The sequence below is a fragment of the Sporosarcina pasteurii genome (assembly GCF_041295575.1).
In the GTDB taxonomy this organism is placed as follows: domain Bacteria; phylum Bacillota; class Bacilli; order Bacillales_A; family Planococcaceae; genus Sporosarcina; species Sporosarcina pasteurii.
In genome coordinates this window covers 340944-360068 of the sequence record NZ_CP160452.1, presented here as the reverse complement: position 1 = coordinate 360068, position 19125 = coordinate 340944, and the positions used below count along the sequence as shown (strand labels likewise).

The window sequence follows — 19125 nt, the reverse complement described above, 5'->3', positions numbered from 1 at the left end:
TCAATACTTAGAGGAAAACCAAAATGAGCGGGGGGCAACTGCCAGTACATGCCCGATTGGTTCAACTAACAAGGAAAGATTGAACTGCATCTTTCCCTAGTGGGGATAGCCCCCCACTGAGTGAAGTTTCACTTAATATCTGTTCGATTAAACATCCAGATTCCTACTGCAGATGATAGCACAATTGTGACGAGGCTAACGACAATCATCTCAGGAAACCTTGCGACATCTTCTGGTGTAGCAAAATTAAAATAAAACATAAATGTTTCCGTAAACCAAAACATAACTTGTTTTAAATGTGTCGTATGCTGAAATATCCCAGGTAGAAACCCTGTTGCAATCGTGTAAATAAAGCTCCAGATTAACGTGAAGCTGCTATTTTTGGTTATAAAACCGATTGCTACATATACAGAGACGTTAGCCAAAACCAACGTATAAAGCGTACTAAATGCTTTTAGCGCATAACTGACATAGTGATTCATTTCATCAACACCGCCAAAGCCAAATGCAATTGTAAAGCCAACCATTCCAAGAATCGTCATAACAATTACGCCAGCCAAAGAGACTAAAGCAGCGACAATTAGTTTTGAAACATAATAATGTGTACGACTGCGACCTAGGGACAATGCGTTTCGGATCGTTCCGTGTTGAAATTCTTCTCCAATAAAGAAGCTGATAAAAGCACTCATGACAAGTAATACTGTTAATCCGTTTTTCTTAATCATAAGAATACCTGTTGCGCCATTTACTACAGTATCAATTTTTTGAATGAGTTCGTCTCCATAACTTACGCTCCAGTAACTATTCACGACTTGTATGATTGGAAGTACGCATAAAATAATTAAGGCAATCATTAGTTTTTTGCTACGTCTTAATTTAATTTTTTCCGCTGTAAGTAGATTAAGCATGCGTCGCACCTCCTGTTAACTGTAAGAAATAGTCTTCAAGTCTTTGTCTAGTCGTCCCAATTCGTGAAACTTTTACACCTGCTAGGACGAGCGAATGGTTAATAGTAGCAACATCATCTAACTTTTCATAGATATTTATTTCATTTCCTGTGATGACTTCGAAGTCTTGTATCTCCATTTCTTCCAGCACGACGACTGCTTTTTGGACGTCGTTCGTTTCCAATTCAATATATTGACGAGCTTCGCGTGCAAGCTCTTCTTTTGATAGTTCCTTAATAATTTTTCCCTCATGTAAAATGCCATAGTGTGTCGCGATTTGGGAAAGTTCATCCAATAAGTGACTAGACAGTAAAACCGTAATGCCATGCTCACTCACAAGTCGTTGAATAATTTCACGCATCTCGACAATCCCTGATGGATCGAGACCATTTGTCGGCTCGTCTAAAATTAAGAACTCAGGGTTGGTCATCAATGTAGAAGCAATCGCCAAACGTTGACGCATACCTAAAGAAAAATTCTTCGCTTTCTTTTTGCCTGTATGATTCAAGTTCATTAACTGTAATAATTCTTCAATCTTTCTTTCACTAACCCCGCCATTTGCTGCTTGTACTTGTAAATTTTCTCGAGCTGTTAATTCAGGATAGAGTGCCGGCGTTTCAATGGATTGCCCCATTCTTCTTCTGGCATTTTGCAGACCTTTAGAGCCAGTTGCTCCGAACAATTCAATATCTCCGCCATCAGTCGTGATTAATCCCATAACAGCACGCATAAACGTTGATTTACCCGCACCATTTTGACCTATTAGTCCGTAAATCATCCCTCTTTTAATTTCTATTGATACTTTATCAAGTACTTGATGTTTACCATATATTTTTGAAACATTTGTCGCTTTTAAAACGGTTTCTAACATACATCATCACCCTTTCCTTACTACTACATATAGCATAAGGAATATGTATCAATAATTAGACTAGAAAAGTATAAAGAAAGTATAAAGAATGAGGTTTAGGAGGGCATTAACAATAAAACCTAAAAAAGATTAATAAAAAACCCCCAATCTGAAACCAACAGTTGGGAGCCTTTCTATACAATTATTTTTCCGATCCAGCAATCCAAATCTACTTTCTAAGCATTCCTTTTACGAGATGAATACAATAAATAAAAACCAATCAATAACATGATTGTTGCGCTCGATGAAAATGGAAGACCTGTAATTTCTACAGCAAGTCCAGACATAAACGAACCAATTACCGCACCTAGCGAGAAAAATGCATAAAATATACCATACGCTTTTCCGCGGTCTACTTTAGAGGATGCTTCTGAAACAATTCGGTTCATCGATGGGAAAACCAATGCAAAACCTACTCCGTAAATCGTCATTAACGCAAAGCCACCTGTCGTAGACACTGTAAAGTTCAGTAGAATATGGACACTTGCAATAATAGATAACCCAATGACAACCAATTTAACTGGTGAAAAAAGATCATACATTTTATTCATCGGTGTTAAGAATACAATCAATGCCACAATCCCAAATGTACTGAGTAAAAGTCCAGTCGTTGAGGACGTCGCACCCATATCGGCTACCTTTAAAGGAAGTGCAAACGACAACGTACCGTTACTGACCATCAATGCAAAAGCAGCTAATGATGCTTGTAGCAACAACTTGTTTTTCAATAAAGGTAAAAAATGCGCAACGGATACACCGCTTCTATCACTCGCTTTAAAAGATTCTTTAATAAAGAATAAACCTAATAGAATGATTGGAATAAATAAAAATGCAACAAGGTAGAAGACATATTCCACTTGTGATTTTGAAGCCATAATGCCCCCTATCGCAGGACCAACAATCGCAGCGACGCCAATACATGCACCTGTTAAAGCCATTGCTCTTCCGCGATTTTTCTTACTCGTTTGATCCCCGACATACGCGAAAGCGGCTGGGATTAGAACGCCGCCTGCCAGACCATGTAAAAGCCTAACAATAAAAAGTTGCTCACCGGACTGGGCCAGTGGATATAAAAGCAAAATGAATGTGACGAGACTCATACCGGTCAATAACATTCTTTTACGACCAAATCGGTCAATCCAATGTCCGCCAATTATGTTCCCAAGCATATTTGTTAACGAATAGATGGCCACAATACCAGCCGCTAACACATGCGATGCCCCTAAACTCAATGCATAAGGTGTAATAATGGGAAGTTGAATAAATGTATCAAGAAATGAAATGATAATAATTAAATATAGTATTCTAGTCATGCATAGTAATTCCTTCCTATCTTTAACTGTACCTCTATTATACTTGTTTTTTATATAGAAGGAACTAAACAGCTATCGCCCCTTTCGTTCCCCTACACGAGAACATTCACATAAGAAAATACATCTAACGTTCATCTAATCTAATTCCTTCCTATTGCTACTCACAACCTTGCATAACAATGTTTTCTTACAATGATTATGAGGAAAAAATTTTAGTGAAATAATAGCTACACGAATTCTCCTAATCACGCATAAAATACTGGGCAATTCCCCATATCTTTTCCCGCACTAAGTTGTAGCAATTTTGCGTCCCAAGTGATATACTTTACAATAATTATAAAGTAATAGTTATTATAATCTAATCGATAAACATTTTCAATTAGAAATTTACTCGGATAAAAAGAGTGACGTTATTAAAAGTAATTAGGAGGGATAACGGTGACAACCTTATTAGCAGAAAAAAGAAGGTTTTTATTCAAATGGACTGAACACCTCGAGTTAATCGCCGCTGTGTTATCGGGAATTCTAATTGTATCTGCATGGACGATTGGCAAATCTGGACATGAAAGTATATCTATAAGCTTTTATATAATTGCTTTCTTAATTGGCGGATATGCAAAAGCAAAAGAAGGCATCGAGGATACAATTCAGGATAAACAATTAAATGTCGAGATGTTAATGATATTTGCGGCGATTGGTTCTGCCATTATTGGTTATTGGGCAGAAGGTGCGATTCTCATTTTTATTTTTGCAATAAGCGGTGCGCTCGAAACGTATACGTTAAATAAAAGCCATAAAGAAATTTCCTCACTGATGGCTTTACAACCTGAAGAAGCGTGGCTTTTGCAACCAGACGGAACCACAACAAGCGTGAAAATTGAAACGTTGAAAGTAGGCGCCAAACTTCTTGTCAGGCCAGGTGAACGAATACCAGCGGACGGTCAGATTTTAAGAGGAACCACTTCTGTTGATATGTCCGCAATTAACGGCGAATCGGTACCCGTTACGAAAGAAATTGGCGATGAGTTGTTTGCAGGGACAGTGAATTTAAGCGGCGCGGTACAAATGGAAATGACGAAGCCGAGTTCCGAAACTTTATTTCAAAAAATTATTACGCTCGTCCAAACCGCTCAAAGTGAAAAGTCACCTTCCCAGCAATTTATTGAAAAATTCGAAGGGACTTACGTTCGAATTGTACTAATTGTTGTTGGGATTATGATGTTTTTACCACACTTTGCACTTGGTTGGGACTGGACAACGACTTTTTACCGAGCCATTGTATTACTTGTTGTTGCTTCCCCTTGTGCGCTTGTCGCCTCCATCATGCCTGCAACGTTAGCGGCCATTTCCAATGGAGCGAAAAATGGCGTGTTAGTAAAAGGTGGGATACACCTCGAACATTTGGCTTCCTTAAAAGCGATTGCTTTTGATAAAACAGGTACATTGACAACTGGAAAACCCGTTGTCACTGATTTTATCGTTCGAGATGATGTTATGGAAAATGAAGCATTACAATTACTAGCATCGATTGAAAGTCAATCGAATCACCCACTGGCTCTTTCAATCGTTCGGTTTGCACAAGAACAAAACGCGATTACAAATGATCGGCCAATGATTGAAGACATTCCAGGACATGGCATTAAAGCATTTACTAACCAAGGTGAAATTCTAGTCGGAAGTCCAAAGTTTGTTGGTAGAGAGGATAGCCAAAGTTTCCAAAACGGAATTAGTCAATCCCTTGCCGCGGAAGGAAAAACAGTGATTTTTATGAAAGATGCTCAAGGCATTGCCGCGGTGGTCGCCTTAAAAGATACATTGCGCGAAGAAGCCGTCTCTGCACTTTACCAATTGCATAAAGTCGGCATTCGTACCATTATGTTAACGGGAGATAATGAGCGTACTGCTGAAACGATTGCAATGGAAGCGGGCATGGACCGTTATGTTGCGGAATGCTTGCCGGAAATGAAAGTCGAACATGTGAAGCAGTTAATTCAAGAAGAAGGTTCAGTCGGCATGATTGGTGACGGGATAAATGATGCGCCTGCCCTCGCAACTGCCACAACAGGCATTGCTATGGGGCAAGGAACTGACGTCGCCCTTGAAACCGCTGATGTCGTATTAATGAAAAGTGATTTAACAAAAATCGCCTATTCCATAAAGTTATCCCGAAAAATGCGGCGCATCGTGAAACAAAACATTTTCTTTTCTGTCGCTGTTATCGCGCTGCTAATCGTGTCGAACTTCATGCAAGTCATTGACTTACCGCTTGGTGTTATCGGTCATGAAGGAAGTACGATTCTTGTCATCTTGAACGGTTTAAGGATGTTGAACAAAGTAAGTTAACGTTGGACACTATCCAGGAAGCGAAATTTAAAACTTCTATATCTTAAAAAGCAGTACAAACAATTCACTTGTTTGTACTGCTTCTTTTTACAATATTTTATGAAACGCGTCTTCTAATTCCTTCATTTCAATTTGAGTGCCTTTATTCCCTTCCTCTAACCGTTCTTTTACACGCTCGATTGTTTTGGCAGGTGAAGCTAATGTGACAACTGTATCGCCAGCTACTGCTTGTAATTCAACATCCGGCGAGAAGAACTCAATCGATTTGTCAGCACGTAAAATGTAAAGCAAGATAGATTTATCATCCCGTTCCCGTAAATATTGCGTATAGCTATACTGTTTCGTAATGATTGTTTTTCGGATGACATGACCTGAATTCACTCGTTCTTCAAGCGCACGAAGCGAAATCGCTGGCGTGAAAAGTACATGCCCACCGACTCCACTAATAGACGCAGCGTTCTCTTCTCTCGGATGAATTGCTGTTTGATAGAGATGTTCGCGTCCAAGACTCGGTACGAAGTCTTCGCAAACATGTGCATTATACGAGTCATTACGGGTCATGGCCAACATAAATCGGTACGGAGTCAAATCTAAATCATAATCTTGCTGTTCCGTTAATATATTCCCGACATGACTCTCTAATCCATACTTTCGTGCATGTGCTAAACTCGCCCATGTTCGGTCGATAATGAGTACATGATTCCCCGTCTCTTTCACGGATTTAGCTAACTTTCCTGAAAATCGGCTTCCTCCAACAATGAGTACGCCCGACTCCTCCGTCGTTGTTAAATTAAGTTTTTTCGCAAGTGGGCCGATTGTAAATCCATGAAGAACAACAGTCGAAAAGACAAGTGCAAAGGTTATCGCCGTTAAAATATCGGCATCTCGATATCCTTGATCGCCTAGTACCGAAGCAAAGTAGCCAGATACAGTTAGCGCAACAATTCCCCGAGGCGCAATCCAACCGATGAGAAATTTCTCTTTCACTGATAAATCCGTTCCAATCGTCGATAACCAAACCGACAGCGGACGAACAACAATTAACATAGCCAATACGTACAACATGATTTTCCAGTTAAAGATTGCAAGCAAAACTTTTGAGCTTAATGAAGCTGTCAACATGACGAAAATACTCGAAATTAATAAAACAGAAATGTTTTCTTTAAAATGACGAATTTCTTTAATTGAATTTAAATTCATATTCGCCATCGTCATACCCATTGCCGTTACAGCGAGCAGACCGGTTTGTTGCATAATTTCATCTGCCAAAACAAATGTAAAGATTACGACCGCAAACAATACCGGGGATTTTAAGAATTCTGGAACTCCTCCCCTATCAAATGCACGACCGAAAAACCATGCCACTCCGCACCCTAATATCACCGCAAAAATAGATGCTGCGAAGAATAGTAAAAATGAATTTGGCGTGACTTCACTTTTTAAAAATCGAATAAATTCGAAAGCAAAAACAGCTAATAGTGCACCAAATGGATCAACAACAATCCCTTCCCACTTTAGAATAGCGGCAGGGCGCGGCTTTAATCTTGCCTGACGCAAAAGCGGTAAAATGACTGTCGGTCCTGTTACGATAAATAAACCACCGATCACAAAAGCGACAGAAAGCGATAATCCTGCAACATAGTGAGCCGCAAGTGAGCCCGCAATCCATGCGATAAATGCTCCGATTGTAACAATGCGTAATACCGGCTTGTTAAAACCCCGAATTTCTTTAAAATCGAGCAATAAACTACCTTCAAATAATATTAGCGCTACTGCAATTGTAATAAAGGGACTAAACAAATCCCCCATACTTTCTTCTGGATTAATCATTCCTAAAAATGGGCCTACGAGTAACCCAGCAACAGACATAACTACAATTGCTGGCATACGAAATCTCCAAGCCATCCATTGGGACAAAATCCCGATAAGCACGACGAGCATTAAATCGAACAGTAATGAATTAAACAACGGGGATTATCCTCCAATCCTAAAACTCAAAGTGTCTTGGCATGATACATTTGTTCATCAACGAATTTTCCTGTAATGGCTAAGAAACAGATAACATCCTGTCAACTTTCTATCCAATCGCAAAATAATTCACTGGCTTTTTAACAGAACGATTCTTTTGAATAAATTAAATACAGATAGTTTAACATACTATTTTTTTCAATCAACCCAAAAAACACATATTTATATTATCCTTGCCATACGATGAAGAGATAGGCATGAGCGGAGGTTCCTTATAACCCAAAAATTGAAGGTACTCCGCTTATTTTCATTAACTAATAAACCGACAAGACGAGGAAGGATGATTCCAATAAACGTAAACTTAAAAAAGAAACTAGCCATTTATGTTTGTGACACGGACGGAAAAGGGACATACCCTTTACGTAGAGCGAAAACCATTGCACAATCTTTACCCAAAGCAATTGAAATCATTTTTATTTCACATCAAAAGTTTGATTTATCTTTAAAAGATTCTCAATTTATCTCAATAAAAAATCATGCTGAGCTCATTAAGGCCTTACAAAAAATTAAACCTGACCTTCTTTTACGGGATAGTGGTTCGACTTCAAAAGAGGAAGTTGAAAAAATTTCGGAAATCGTACCAGCCGTTATCCACTTTGATGATTTCGGCGAAGGAGGCAGATTGGCTGACCTCGTTATCCAAACACTTTACACAGAAACGAATGAAAAACCACTCGAGCACTACGTTGTTGGGGCTGAGAGCTTTATTGCTGACGAACAAATTGCGTCATTTAAACATATTGGATTGAACAAACAAGAAACAGATCCCATTCCCCACTTGATTGTTACATTTGGGGATGAAGATTCTAGCAACTTATCGTATCGTGCACTTCGCCACTTATCACAACTTCAAATCCCACTGAAAGTCACTGTTTTGATTGGGGAGAATTACAAGCACGATAAAACTGAATTGCGTATGATGGCACTTGGCAGAAGAAATACATTTATTAAACAGAAACCAGAAAATGTAGCCGAATTCCTTTCAACCGCGGATATTGTCCTTTGCGCATCAGGCTACATGCCTTATGAAATTGGCGTAATGGGGATTCCTTGTATTGTACTCGCGCAAAACGAATTCGAGACGGCGCTTGATTTCCCAAAAGAACAGCATGGATTTGTACATCTCGGTCCAGGAAGAAAAGTAAAGCAATCCACCCTACTCAACGCTGTGATGGAACCTTTGCTGCATGACTCTTTACGGAAAAAAGCGATTGAGCGACAAGTAGCCCTTAACCTCGGGGAAGGTAAAGAAATGGTTCGCGAAGCCATTTTATATTATCTAGAATATCCGAAACGGGAAACACACGATGGTTCAGGAAAAGAAACCTCTGATATGGTATAGTGGGGAAAAAGAGATAGGGGTTTTTCGCATGGATAAAAAACAAATCGAACGAGAAATCGCAGAACTTAAAATGGAGTACGTCAATTTGCAAGGGGATATTGAAAAGCTCGAGTCTGTTGGTCAAAATCGTCAAGTTACTAAAGCAGAAGAACGTTTAGGTTTAATGGAAGAAAAACTGTCCAAGCTCAATGAAAAGCTTTTTCAATTTGATTAACATCAGGCAGAATGTATTCATATATTCATAGGTTCCCTCCTGAATGCTATTTAGCAATTAGGAGGGGCTTTTATTATATCGGAAAAAGAGCCCAGAATTATCCTCTGAGCTCTTTTCTTATCTAATTATGCGGTCACATAATCGTATGTTGCATGGTCATCCACTAGCATTTCTTTCAAGTAATTTCTCGCACGAAACAGCCTCGACTTCACTGTTCCAATCGAAACTTTCATCACTTCTGCGATTTCATTCAATGAATATTGATAGACGTAAAAGTACTCAATCGTATTTTTATAAATTGCATCTAACTGTCCAATTTTTTCACTTACAAGAGATTGAATATCGTTTCTTTCAGCGATTTCACTAGGTGTCAGTGAGTTACTTGGAACCAAATCTAGAATTGGAACGTCTAGTGTATGTGGTTGTTGAATTACGTGTTCATTTTTTCGCACCGTTTTACGGTAACGATCACGGAAAGTATTCATGCAAATGGTTGTCAGCCATCCTTTTATATTGTCGATTTCATCTAATTTATCATTATAGCGGATGACTTTTACCCAGACGTCCTGCATAACGTCCTCCGCTTCTTCTTTATTTCGCGTTAATTTTAAGCATAGGTGATAGATGTAACGACCGTATTCTTCATACAAGTCATCTAATTTGATAGTCATCTGTTCATGCCTCCGTCTTTTTGCTGTTAACTCTATTATCAGCAATCGAGACATTACATACCATCGCATTCTCTTTCAACTACCTTACAAATGTGTAAGGTTGAACATTACTTTTCTTGAACTTGAATCGTCATACGTAAAATACGTGTGCGGTCCATTTCCTCAATTGTAAATTGCAGACTGTCATAGGAAAAACGTTCTCCAGGTTCGGGTATATGCCCCAATTGTTCTAAGACAAACCCTCCGACAGTTTCATGTTCTGTTGGAATTTCTACACCGAGAAGTTCAACCGCATCCTCAATTTCAAGTCGCCCGTGGCACGTAATTGAATGATCTTGTTTTTCATAAATTAACACTTCATCATCCACATCTGACTCATCTTCGATATCTTGCCCAATCATTTCTTCTATAATATCTTCTTGCGTAATGATACCAAGCGTTCCTCCGTATTCATCCAACACAACTGCCAAATGCTTTTTCTGCATGAGCATCATTTTGAATACCCGCTCAACACTAGATGATTGTAAAACGTACAACATATCACGGTCTATGTATGCTTCTAATGACTTTTCGGGTTCTAATGTCCATTCGATAAATTTTTTCGAATAAAATATCCCGACAATCTCATCCATGCTTTCTTCATAAACAGGATACCTTGTATAGAAATACTCTAAAATTGTATCTCTTACTTCATCATAGGTCGCTGTAATTGGTAAACCAATTACGTCTGTACGGTGTGTATCTAACACATCTGATACATCTTTGTCAGGAAAATCTAACATTCCTTTTATACGTAACGTTTCATCTTGTTCAAATGTTCCCTCTACGGTTGCGAGGTCAACCATCGATTTTAAATCCTCTTTTGTTAAAGTTGCTTCTGTAACAGTCCCTTTAGAAATAATGCGGATAAATATATTTGTAAACAAAGCAAGTACCGCTGTAAAAGGTGTTAATACTTTCACAATAATCCTTATTACTGGCGCTACTACATATGCAATTGAATCGGCAAATGTAGCGGCTATCGTCTTCGGCAACACTTCACCAAAGACAATCAAGATGACCGTCAAAATCCCTGTCGCCAAACCAACTTTCCAACCATTTTCTATCGCAATCATTGTGACAAGCGTTGGCAACATAATGTTTGCGATATTATTACCGATTAGTATAGCGGTTATCATTCGGTCCGGCTTCGAGATTAAGTCAAGCAATTTGGCAGATGCCACATCCCCTTGATCAGCCCGAAGCTGGACCTTCATCCTGTTTACTGCGGTAAGTGCCGTTTCGCTCCCTGATAAGAAAAACGACATCACTAGAAAAAATCCGAGTGCAATAAACAAACGGCAGACCTCCTATTTTCTTTATCGTTCCTATAATCTGTTAATAAGTTCTTATAGCATACCATATTTTAGTTATATATTACTAAATCGACGCCTAAAATAATTATTCTTTGCTATACTATTTCTTGAGTCGAAACTTATAAAAGTGAGGGAATTTAATGGCACATTTAGAACAACTTGATCAATATTTTAAAGAACAACGTGATACGCACCTTGAAGAATTAAATGAATTTTTACGTATCCCAAGCATTAGTGCCCTTTCAGAACATAAAGCGGATATGCAAAAAGCTGCTGAGTGGTTAGTTCAGTCATTTGACGCTGCAGGTCTCGAAAATGTTTCCATCGATGAAACAGATGGTCATCCTGTTGTGTATGGAGATTGGTTACACGCAGAAGGTAAACCAACAATTCTTGTTTACGGGCATTACGATGTCCAACCGGTTGATCCACTTGAATTATGGGATAGCCCTCCATTTGAACCTGAAGTTCGTGACAATAAATTGTTTGCCCGTGGTGCAAGCGACGACAAAGGACAAGTGTTTATGCATATTAAAGCTGTTGAGGCTTTAATGAAACAATCCGGCAAGCTTCCGGTTAACGTAAAGTTTTTAATCGAAGGTGAAGAAGAAGTCGGGAGCCCAAACTTAGAAAAATATATTCGCGAAAACAAAGACAAACTTGCAGCGGATATTATTGTCATTTCGGATACAGGCATGCAAGGGCCTGGACAACCAGCAGTTTGCTATGGTTTACGTGGCCTTACCGGCGTGCAAATTGACGTAAAAGGTGCAAAAGGCGATTTACATTCTGGCCTTTACGGCGGCGGCGTTCAAAATCCACTCCATGCAATTGTTGAATTACTTGCTTCATTTAGAGATAAAGAAGGCACAATTGCGGTTGAAGGCTTTTATGACAACGTCCGTGAATTAACAGAAGAAGAAAGAGCAGCATACGAAGCACTTGGCTTTGATGAAGAAGCATTAAAAGAAGAAATCGACGTACCAGCATTATTCGGAGAAAAAGGATTTTCTTATTTAGAGCAAACTTGGGCACGTCCAACGTTAGAAATTAACGGCTTATTCGGCGGTTTCTCCGGTGAAGGTATTAAAACGGTTCTACCATCCGAAGCGGGCGCCAAAATCACATGCCGCCTCGTACCTGACCAAGATCCGGATGAAATCGTTGAAAAACTCAAAGCTCATATCGAAAAACATAAGCCAGCGGGCGTGACTGTGACAGTAACTGAATTCGATAAAGGGAAACCTTTCATTACGCCTTTCGATCATCCAGCAATTCAAGCGGCGGGTCGTTCATACGAAAAAGTGTATCACGTACCAACAGCTTATACACGTGGTGGCGGTTCAATTCCAATCGTTGCGGCTTTCGATGAGATTTTGGAGTTACCTGTCGTGTTAATGGGCTTCGGACTTTCAACAGAAAACTTCCATGCACCAAACGAACACTTCCATTTAGAAAACTTTGACCAAGGTTTACGTGTAATCGGTGATTATTATTATGAAATAGAAAGCTTTTCGAAAGAAGAATTAAAGAAATAACTTTTCAACGGACCCTCTACAAAGGGTCCGTTTCATTATGTTATTCCACCAAAACATCTTATCTCCGCACATAGATAATACGTTATCCCCTACTTTAAATATACGTATATTACTTTTCATGGTATAGTATTAGAAAATATAAAAGTAAAGGATGAGACTACCTGTGACGAAAAAACCTTTGGCATGGATTGTCGATAGTACAGCATACGTTTCAAATAAACTCCAAAGCCATCCTGACTTTTTCTCTGTCCCATTAAATATTCATTTCGGAGAAGAACAATTTATTGATGGTGTAGATTTAACTTCAACTCAGTTGTACGATAAGATAAAGAATGCTGAACATCTCCCAAAAACCTCACAACCTTCAGCAGGAGAGTTTGCGGAAAAGTTCGAAGAAATCGCAAATAATTACGAACAAGCGATTGCGATTCACCTTTCCGATAAGTTAAGTGGGACATTAGCTTCGTCAAAAGGCGGCGCCGAAATTGCAAAGTTTCCTGTTACTTTTGTCGACTCTCTTTCTCTTTCATATGGAACTACTGCATTAGTAGAACACGGAATGGATATGTATGAAAAGGGCGCATCTGTACAAGAAATTCAAGATACATTAACTAAAATGGCTGGGACTATTCAAAACTATATTTTAATTGGTAATCTCGATCAATTGTATAAAGGTGGCCGGATGAGCGGCGTCCAATTTTTCCTTGGCAGTTTATTGAAAGTAAAACCAATTATCCAAATCTCGGAACAAGGTGAACTCGGAGTTATCGATAAGGTTCGTTCGGAAAGAAGAGCTTTCCAATACTTAATGAATAAAGTGAAGGATGCACATTCACGTGGCCTCCATAAAGTTTACATTATGCACGGAAATGTGCTTGACCAAGCGAAAGAGTTAGAAAACGCCATTTCCGAGCAAGCTCCAGATTTAGAAGTTGAAATTGGTGAGCTTAGTTCTGTGCTTGCAGTTCATGCAGGAGAAGGAACTCTAGCTGTTATGTGGCTTGAAAAAGAATAAGAGACTAATATGCAGTCCACTTCTATAGTGGACTGCATTTTTCATGAAAAGTTATCGTTAATTTTAAAGAAAATATAGCGGGCATTGGGTGTGCTTGCATAGGAATCTTTATAATCCCAAAGACGTTGACGTACATTATACGTATGGGCATTCACAAGCGGTACATCTCCGTCTTTTGCCGTCACGATTGTTGAATGGTCAAAACGTCCATCACCTTGAAAGTCATATACGATAACGTCGCCTAAATCTAATTGTTCTGCTGACTGAGCGATTGTAGCCGTCATTCCTCTTTTGGACCCTGCCAAATACCAGCGTAATGAGTGAGACGTTGACCAACTTAAACTCCAAGTCCCCCCTCCTATCCACCATCCTTGAAGCCGATCTGGGTACCCCCACATCGGGGCCCCTCCTGCTCGCAAACATTGCGATATATAATTCGTACAATCTACATCGAACCGTGGATACGCTGGATTATAACTATCCCACCAAGTATTCGCATAATGAACTGCCGCTTCTCGGTCGTACATCCTTTATCCCTCCCCTGCCATTGTATGAACAGTTAGAAAATGACATACATTTTTGATGTACAATACGACTTCCTTATTTGATGACTGAATAAGGTGATATCATGCATCAGTTACATACCTGCAGGATTCATCAAAATAAAAACGTCTTAACCTTGAGCAATCAAAGTTAAGACGTTTTTACAATAAAGTATGGAGCCACGGAGAATCGAACTCCGATATTTTGCATGCCATGCAAATGTAATCCCATTATACTATGGCCCCCGTTTTTGAGGTCTCAGTGGAATAATACCATGCAAGCGCTCTCCCAGCTGAGCTAAGTCCCCATAATCACTATCTATGTTAGCAACATTAATAGTACAATAGTTGTGAAAAATAGTCAAGTGGCTAACTAATTATGGTAAACGATGTAGATTCATTTGCACTTCAAGTTAATAAAGAGTCCCCAAACCTTTCTCCATTCTTTGTTTAGGAAAGCAAAATGAAGGCAAAATACTAATATGAAGAAAAACTGAAAGGTTGTGGATTCGTTGAGGAAGTGGAGTTTTTTAAGTTTAATTTTAGTCATAAGTGTATTGGTCATGGGTGCGTGCGGGAAAAAACCTGCAGACGACACACAAAATGATCCAGCACTTACTACAGAACTAGAAAATGAAGGCGGTTCTATTGAATCTGGGGATGGATTTGGCTTCACGATTTTCGATCTTGAAATTGATATCAACGGAGAAGATGCAATTGATGTGAGCTATGATGTAACCGAACAGGCCGATGCGGATTATACAAATAGATTGAATGAGATTGATGTAGAAGGCGCCAAAGCAATGGACGTATTAGACATTTTATTTAAGGAGATACGTCTAACGAAAGACACCCCCGAGGACCAAGCCATGAACGAAATTCTTAAGTTCTTTGAAATCGATGATTACTCCAAGTTTGAACTTAACGTTCATTTTGACGAAGGAACTGAACTTCGCATTCATCAAACAAAATAGTGACAAACCAAAAGCTACGCTGACAACAATGCGTAGCTTTTGCTTATGTGTTAAAACTTAAATTTCCGAATCAACGAGCATATTGTAATAAACCCCTTTGCGTTCAATCAGTTCCTCCTGACTTCCTGACTCAATGAGTTTTCCTTGTTCCATCACAAAAACAGTATCCGCTTTCCGAACCGTATTCAACCTATGTGCTATGACAAAACTTGTGCGCCCTTTCATTAATCGCTCTAGCGCTTCTTGAATCTCTAACTCTGTCACCGTATCAATACTACTCGTCGCTTCATCAAGCAAAAGGAGCACGGGGTCCGCAACGAGTGCCCTTGCAATTGAAAGAAGTTGTTTCTGACCTTGTGAGATTTCCCCACCATCTGCAGTTAATACCGTATCGTACCCATTTTCCAATCGGCTAATAAATTGATGAGCATTGGCCTGTTTCGCTGCCTCAATGACTTCTTCATCCGTCGCATCCAGACGACCATAGCGGATATTCTCAAACACAGTCGCTTCGAATAAAAATGGATCTTGTAAGACAAAAGCCATTTGACTACGAAGTGTTTGACGTGGCAATTCTCGAATTGGGATTTCATCAATTAGAATTTCACCTTTATTCGCCTCATAAAAACGAGCAAGCAATTGCATAATCGTCGTTTTCCCCGCACCTGTTGCGCCAACTAAGGCAGCTGTTTCTCCCGGCTTTACGTGAAATGACACATCGTTCACCGTATAGCCATCTGTCTCAACGGCATAACCAAATGAGACATTGCGAAATTCAACACCTCCTTTTAATACGGTATCATGATGATCTTTTGCATCATCTTCCTCAATGGCTTCATCGATAATCCCAAAAACCCGCTCTGCCCCTGCAATGGCAGATAGGACCGTATTAAATTGGTTGGCTAAGTCATTCAGTGGACGTGTAAATTGACGAGCCAATTCCGAGAAAACAACTATCGTCCCAATCGTCACGAGCCCATCGCCTTTTAAGGCCAGCAAGCCACCAACTCCTGCGACAACCGCAAAACTCGCGTTATTGAGCATGTTCATGACTTTAGGAATAAATCCTGAGTAGGTCATTGCCCAAAAGCCTGTCCGCCGTAAACGATCGCTTTTCTCTTCAAACTCTTCCATGACGCGCACCTCTTGAGAGAAAGCTTTCACAATACGCTGTCCAGAAATCGTTTCCTCGATCATTCCATTCAATTCACCGACCGCTTTTTGTTGCTCCTTATACAACTTTCCAGTTCTTCGTGTAATCCAGCGAATAGCGACAAACATAATTGGAATAATGATCATCGTTAATAAAGTAAGTAACGGACTTAAATACAGCATGATCGCCACCGTACCCGTTAGCGTTAAAATGCTCGAAAAGACTTGGATAAACGATGTATTCAACGTTTGGCTTACGTTTTCAATATCGTTCGTTACACGACTCATTAACTCACCATGCTGTCGTTTATCAAAGAACGTCACAGGAAGTTTTTGTAAATGTGTAAATAAATTTGTCCTTAACCGATAAATCGTTTGTTGGGCAATCCCTACCATCCAATAGTTTTGTAAATACATGGCAGTTGATAGGCCAATATAAATAAAAATTAGGATACCGATTTTAACCCCTAGCCCATCAAACTGGGCGATAACAATATGATGATCAATAATTCTACCAACCATAAAAGGACCGAGTAAAGTGAGTCCAGATGATACGAATACAAGTGCCAATACGGTTATCAGTAATGCTCGCTGTTCATCTACGAGCTGCCAAATACGATACAGGACCGATTTCCAGTTACTTGCTCTCTCTCCTTTAAAGCGCTTATCCCCTTTTATATCCTCTTTCTTCAAAATCGGCTCATAGCCAAAAGGTTTACGAAGTATGCGTATCATTGAATCCCACCTCCCCTTCCTCTGACTGTGATTGTTGAATTTTACGATATAATTCAGATTGCCTCATTAGATCCTGATGGGTTCCATAACCGACAACACGCCCATCGTCCAACAAAAGGATCTTATCAGCACCTTGAGCTGTCGAGATTTTCTGTGTCACAACGAGCATCGTTGCACTTTCTTTTTCAAGAGCGGTCCAAAGCGCAGTTTCCGTTTTGACATCAAGTGCACTCGTACTGTCATCTAAAATTAAGATGGATGGTTCCCTAACAAGCGCCCGTGCAATTGACAATCTTTGTTTTTGTCCACCTGATAAATTGACCCCTTTTTGGCCAACACGGGTTTCATACTTATTGGGGAATAAATCGATGGATTCATGAATTTGCGCTTTTTTTGCGGCATTTTCTAATTCCACTGTAGAGGCATCCGAATCTCCCCAAGACAAATTATCAGAAATGGAGCCCGTAAACAAAATAGACTGTTGCGGAACGAGTCCAATTGTGTCTCGTAAATCTTTGAGCGGCCAGTCATGCACTTCTTTTCCGTCAACATACACTTCTCCCCCTGTAGCCTCGTAAATACGCGGAATCAAATTAAGCAATGTTGATTTCCCTGAACCAGTCGCCCCCATAATCGCTAATTTTTCACCGGGCTTCACATGGAAGGACACGCTATTGAGAATCGGATCATCTTTTCCTGGATAATGGAAGGACACATTGTCAAAACGTAAATCCCCTTTTAGTTTTCGAGGGGCTCTTCCTTCCGTGTCATATTCTTCAAGGTCTTCATTCGCAAGTAAAACTTCTTCCATTCTTTCAGCCGAAGCTTTCGCACGAGAAAATGCACTAATAATAAAGGCAAACATGGAAAATGCCCCTGTCATTCTCATCGCATAGTTCACAACAGCGACAAGTTCCCCTACTTTTGCACCCTCATTTTGCACTTCAATCGCGCCGAACCAAAGAACCGCCATTAAACTTCCATTCATGATTAATAATAGAACCGGGAGAATGAGCTCCATTAATCGCATTGCTCGGACTGTATCTGAACGTAACATATCCGCTACTTTAGAAAAACGGCTCGCTTCGTACATTCCCCTTAAGTACGCTTTTATCAGCCGAACCGCTTGTAAATTCTCTTGAATAATCCCATTAACTCCATCTAATCTTCTTTGAATACGCGCAAAATATCGCACGCCTTTTCTTGACATATAGACTAGAAAAACAAGTAAAATGGGTGCACCAATGACTAGATAAAGGGCTAATTTCACATTCACAATAAACGCCATGACTAAACTTCCAATCACCAGAAGCGGTGCACGCATCATAATCCGTAAAGACATAAATAATACATTCTGCACCATTGTTACATCACTTGTTAAACGTGTAATCAGACCTGCAGTTGGAAAACGAAGAAATGTAGCCATCGAAAAGTTTTGTACTTGTGTAAATAACGCTTTTCGTAAATCAAACGCAAAACTTTGTGCGGCATGTGCGGCAAAGTAGGAGTTGATTGTACCTGAGAAAAAGGCTGTCAATGCAAGCCCCATCATTCCAGCACCCCATACGATAATGACATTCATGTCACGTGCTACAATTCCGTCATCAATAATTTTTGCAATAAAAAGCGGTTGAATTAATTCAACACTTAATTCAATAAGCATGAGACTAAAAGCAATGATGATTGGCCATTTGTATGGCAACGCACGCGAAAAAACTGTTTTCATATCCAGAGACCCCCAAAACTCTTTCGTATGCCGAATTATTCACTGTAGTCTTATTATGCCACAAAGACATTCGATTTGTATACCAAGCAAACTGAATTTACCCACTTTTCAAAATCATAATTTTGTAAGCAGCGACTTATTTGCAAATTCTTCACTAGATAAATAAAATAGTGGAATCCGTCACTCTGAAATCCCACCTCATGCATGCACCCGTTCGCCCCTTTTCATATCATCTTAACGCAAATATACTCCAACGAATAACTGCCACAAAAGTAGCGTTAAACTCATCTTTTGAACCACTTTTAACCATAACAAGTAAG

At 39.6% G+C, this 19125-nt stretch carries 15 protein-coding genes and 1 tRNA gene; 6 read left to right on the top strand and 10 right to left on the bottom strand.

From position 1 onward, the window contains the following. Positions 1 to 128 precede the first annotated feature (128 nt). The 3 genes from AB1H92_RS01680 to AB1H92_RS01670 form a co-directional block, all read right to left on the bottom strand. Positions 129 to 908, bottom strand: a complete 780-nt coding sequence (locus tag AB1H92_RS01680) for an ABC transporter permease (RefSeq protein WP_115359869.1) — start codon at positions 906 to 908, stop codon at positions 129 to 131. Beyond that, entirely contained in the window at positions 901 to 1818 is a 918-nt protein-coding gene (locus AB1H92_RS01675; protein WP_115359868.1) for an ATP-binding cassette domain-containing protein, read from the bottom strand. Before AB1H92_RS01675 ends, AB1H92_RS01680 begins: the two co-directional genes overlap by 8 nt. A gap of 215 nt (positions 1819 to 2033) precedes the next feature. After that, positions 2034 to 3224: an MFS transporter gene (locus AB1H92_RS01670; protein WP_256594318.1), complete on the bottom strand. Its 1191-nt coding sequence runs from the start codon at positions 3222 to 3224 to the stop codon at positions 2034 to 2036. 384 nt (positions 3225 to 3608) lie between these two features. On the opposite strand from AB1H92_RS01670, the gene AB1H92_RS01665 reads away from it, so the two are divergent. Further along, positions 3609 to 5513 (top strand): heavy metal translocating P-type ATPase, encoded by a 1905-nt coding sequence (locus AB1H92_RS01665; RefSeq protein ID WP_115359866.1) that lies wholly within the window; start codon positions 3609 to 3611, stop codon positions 5511 to 5513. An 87-nt stretch (positions 5514 to 5600) separates the two neighbouring features. Here AB1H92_RS01665 and AB1H92_RS01660 read toward each other — a convergent pair whose 3' ends face one another. After that, complete coding sequence (locus AB1H92_RS01660; protein ID WP_115359865.1) at positions 5601 to 7481, bottom strand: sodium:proton antiporter; 1881 nt, start codon at positions 7479 to 7481, stop codon at positions 5601 to 5603. Positions 7482 to 7821: 340 nt separating this feature from the next. Here AB1H92_RS01660 and AB1H92_RS01655 point away from each other — a divergent pair, with 340 nt between their 5' ends. Beyond that, positions 7822 to 8883 (top strand): PseG/SpsG family protein, encoded by a 1062-nt coding sequence (locus tag AB1H92_RS01655; RefSeq protein WP_115359864.1) that lies wholly within the window; start codon positions 7822 to 7824, stop codon positions 8881 to 8883. Positions 8884 to 8911: 28 nt separating this feature from the next. Further along, a complete protein-coding gene (locus AB1H92_RS01650; protein WP_115359863.1) occupies positions 8912 to 9097 on the top strand; it encodes an SE1832 family protein in 186 nt (61 codons plus the stop codon). A gap of 125 nt (positions 9098 to 9222) precedes the next feature. Here the strand turns inward: AB1H92_RS01650 and AB1H92_RS01645 are convergent, their stop codons facing one another. Then, complete coding sequence (locus AB1H92_RS01645; RefSeq protein WP_115359862.1) at positions 9223 to 9768, bottom strand: RNA polymerase sigma factor; 546 nt, start codon at positions 9766 to 9768, stop codon at positions 9223 to 9225. Positions 9769 to 9875: 107 nt separating this feature from the next. Then, the gene (locus AB1H92_RS01640) at positions 9876 to 11105 is read right to left on the bottom strand and encodes a hemolysin family protein (RefSeq protein ID WP_115359861.1); all 1230 of its coding nucleotides are present in this window, start codon (positions 11103 to 11105) and stop codon (positions 9876 to 9878) included. 158 nt (positions 11106 to 11263) lie between these two features. Between AB1H92_RS01640 and AB1H92_RS01635 the strand changes: the two genes are divergently transcribed. After that, on the top strand, positions 11264 to 12661 hold the full coding sequence (locus AB1H92_RS01635; RefSeq protein ID WP_115359860.1) for a dipeptidase: 1398 nt from the start codon (positions 11264 to 11266) through the stop codon (positions 12659 to 12661). Positions 12662 to 12824: 163 nt separating this feature from the next. Continuing rightward, positions 12825 to 13676, top strand: coding sequence for a DegV family protein (locus AB1H92_RS01630; RefSeq protein ID WP_172481032.1), 852 nt, complete (start codon positions 12825 to 12827; stop codon positions 13674 to 13676). 41 nt (positions 13677 to 13717) lie between these two features. Here the strand turns inward: AB1H92_RS01630 and AB1H92_RS01625 are convergent, their stop codons facing one another. Next, positions 13718 to 14203 (bottom strand): amidase domain-containing protein, encoded by a 486-nt coding sequence (locus tag AB1H92_RS01625; protein ID WP_115359858.1) that lies wholly within the window; start codon positions 14201 to 14203, stop codon positions 13718 to 13720. 190 nt (positions 14204 to 14393) lie between these two features. Then, positions 14394 to 14464: transfer RNA gene (locus AB1H92_RS01620), tRNA-Ala, on the bottom strand. 266 nt (positions 14465 to 14730) lie between these two features. On the opposite strand from AB1H92_RS01620, the gene AB1H92_RS01615 reads away from it, so the two are divergent. After that, on the top strand, positions 14731 to 15192 hold the full coding sequence (locus AB1H92_RS01615) for a YusW family protein (RefSeq protein ID WP_134268511.1): 462 nt from the start codon (positions 14731 to 14733) through the stop codon (positions 15190 to 15192). A gap of 57 nt (positions 15193 to 15249) precedes the next feature. Here AB1H92_RS01615 and AB1H92_RS01610 read toward each other — a convergent pair whose 3' ends face one another. Together AB1H92_RS01610 and AB1H92_RS01605 are read right to left on the bottom strand one after the other, a co-directional pair. Next, positions 15250 to 17079 carry an ABC transporter ATP-binding protein gene (locus AB1H92_RS01610; protein ID WP_172481031.1) on the bottom strand — a complete coding sequence of 610 codons (1830 nt, stop codon included), beginning with the start codon at positions 17077 to 17079 and terminating at the stop codon, positions 15250 to 15252. Further along, the gene (locus tag AB1H92_RS01605; RefSeq protein WP_115359856.1) at positions 17060 to 18805 is read right to left on the bottom strand and encodes an ABC transporter ATP-binding protein; all 1746 of its coding nucleotides are present in this window, start codon (positions 18803 to 18805) and stop codon (positions 17060 to 17062) included. Before AB1H92_RS01605 ends, AB1H92_RS01610 begins: the two co-directional genes overlap by 20 nt. Between the last annotated feature and the right edge of the window lie 320 nt (positions 18806 to 19125).

Bases quoted from the DNA above. Each gene is read 5' to 3' on its own strand.
- AB1H92_RS01680 (WP_115359869.1), bottom strand. From the start codon at position 908: ATGCTTAATCTACTTACAGCGGAAAAAATTAAATTAAGACGTAGCAAA.
- AB1H92_RS01675 (WP_115359868.1), bottom strand. From the start codon at position 1,818: ATGTTAGAAACCGTTTTAAAAGCGACAAATGTTTCAAAAATATATGGT.
- AB1H92_RS01655 (WP_115359864.1), top strand. From the start codon at position 7,822: ATGATTCCAATAAACGTAAACTTAAAAAAGAAACTAGCCATTTATGTT.
- AB1H92_RS01650 (WP_115359863.1), top strand. From the start codon at position 8,912: ATGGATAAAAAACAAATCGAACGAGAAATCGCAGAACTTAAAATGGAG.
- AB1H92_RS01645 (WP_115359862.1), bottom strand. From the start codon at position 9,768: ATGACTATCAAATTAGATGACTTGTATGAAGAATACGGTCGTTACATC.
- AB1H92_RS01635 (WP_115359860.1), top strand. From the start codon at position 11,264: ATGGCACATTTAGAACAACTTGATCAATATTTTAAAGAACAACGTGAT.
- AB1H92_RS01625 (WP_115359858.1), bottom strand. From the start codon at position 14,203: ATGTACGACCGAGAAGCGGCAGTTCATTATGCGAATACTTGGTGGGAT.
- AB1H92_RS01610 (WP_172481031.1), bottom strand. From the start codon at position 17,079: ATGATACGCATACTTCGTAAACCTTTTGGCTATGAGCCGATTTTGAAG.
- AB1H92_RS01605 (WP_115359856.1), bottom strand. From the start codon at position 18,805: ATGAAAACAGTTTTTTCGCGTGCGTTGCCATACAAATGGCCAATCATC.